A 1,420-nucleotide genomic window follows, 5' to 3' on the forward strand; every position below is an offset into this window, starting at 1 on the left:
AGGAAAGAGGTTTCCTTCCCTACACCCCACACCCCACACCCTACACCCCCTTTCAAGTCAGGAGTTGAGAGTTGGGGTTTTAGGGTTTTGGGGTTTTAGTTGAAATTCCCCCATTTTCCCATTTCCCCTATCCACTCTCTGTTCCCCGTTCCGCAGTTCCAGCGTTCCCTAAAATGGTACGATCGATCCGCGCAGGGGGGCAAGAGTTTGTAAAGCGTTTTCAGCCTTATCGCGACTACTAAACGCGCCTATTTGCCAGACGCGACGACCTTGGTGGGAAGTGGGGAAAGCGTCGGGATAGAGAGAACGAACCCTAGTGCGATCACTATCGGTTTTAGCTTCAATTACTACTTTAAAGCCTTGGCGACCACTATTGCTAGTATTACCACTACTGGGATTAGCGGCAGCCCGATTAAAAGTGATTACGTCTGATAAACTTCTGGGATTGCCTAGGTTGCGCGGTGGCGGTGGTGGTACAATTGCATTATTATTCTGAGCATTGGGAGGAGTCAGGGGGGGTAAATTAGGGGTAACTGGGGACGGTGGCGTTAAATTTGACTCTGGTACTCGATTAGTGACCACTGGCTGAGGATTGCTCTCTACTGCTGTTTCTGCAGCGGTAAAGGTATATTCTCGCACTTCGGTATCAGCAGCAGGATTAACCGGTGTTTCTGCTTTGACGGATTCTCTGGGGAGGGAATAACTATTACCCGCGAGTAATTCTGGGGGAGGATTGAAATTGGGACTATCGGCAGTTAGATAGATATGACTGAGATTTTGACCGGCTAGACTGCGTTTAGTAAAGCGCCAGCCATCGATGAGATAAATTTGCATTAAACCGGTCCCTAAACCTTTTGTCCGTCCAATAATTACCTCCGATTGCCTGGGATTGCGGGGGGTTCCCACAAGGACTAATTCCCCGTTGCGTTGTACGATACGCAGCAGGTATTCTAAACCGTAATCTTTGCCCTGAATGCGAAGGGAATAACCGTTACTGTCGGTGGCCCGTTCACAACTGCCGGTAAAATCGAAATCGAGGAGGAGAGGCTGAACAATGGTCGGTTCTGTGCCATTTACCGCCCAACATTGGCGTTTTCCTGGGATTTGTTGCAAAATCAGTAAATCGTATTTACCGTTACCGTAGGGTCGGGCAATAGCGATAAAATCCTCTTGATTAACTTCTCGTTGTTCAAAGAGAGTTGCTTGACTCGGTGTAGTCAGGAGACAACCCCCTAGAAGTGAAAACAGTAGGGTAAATTTTAAGGATGATTTTAGATTCATAAATAGGGAGCGTTGTTATAGAGATTGTACTTGCATTTATTTTATCGATCTAGACGTAAGCCAGAGAATTTTGTTTTCTTGGAAGATAGCTAGGGTTTGCTCAATAAATCTAAAAACCTTGTTGGGTAAAACTTTTAGG

Annotated in this window: 1 protein-coding gene; it reads right to left on the minus strand. The window is 46.5% G+C overall.

The genetic code is table 11. The annotated features are described in order from the left end of the window. Positions 1-168: 168 nt before the first annotated feature. The gene (locus PX636_RS04855) at positions 169-1,281 is read right to left on the minus strand and encodes a DUF3747 domain-containing protein (protein WP_288116373.1); all 1,113 of its coding nucleotides are present in this window, start codon (positions 1,279-1,281) and stop codon (positions 169-171) included. Between the last annotated feature and the right edge of the window lie 139 nt (positions 1,282-1,420).

Source organism: Microcystis sp. M53598_WE2, from assembly GCF_030067735.1.
GTDB classification, from domain to species: domain Bacteria; phylum Cyanobacteriota; class Cyanobacteriia; order Cyanobacteriales; family Microcystaceae; genus Microcystis; species Microcystis aeruginosa.

Coding starts and splice junctions, on each gene's coding strand:
- PX636_RS04855 (WP_288116373.1), bottom strand. CDS start 1,281: ATGAATCTAAAATCATCCTTAAAATTTACCCTACTGTTTTCACTTCTA.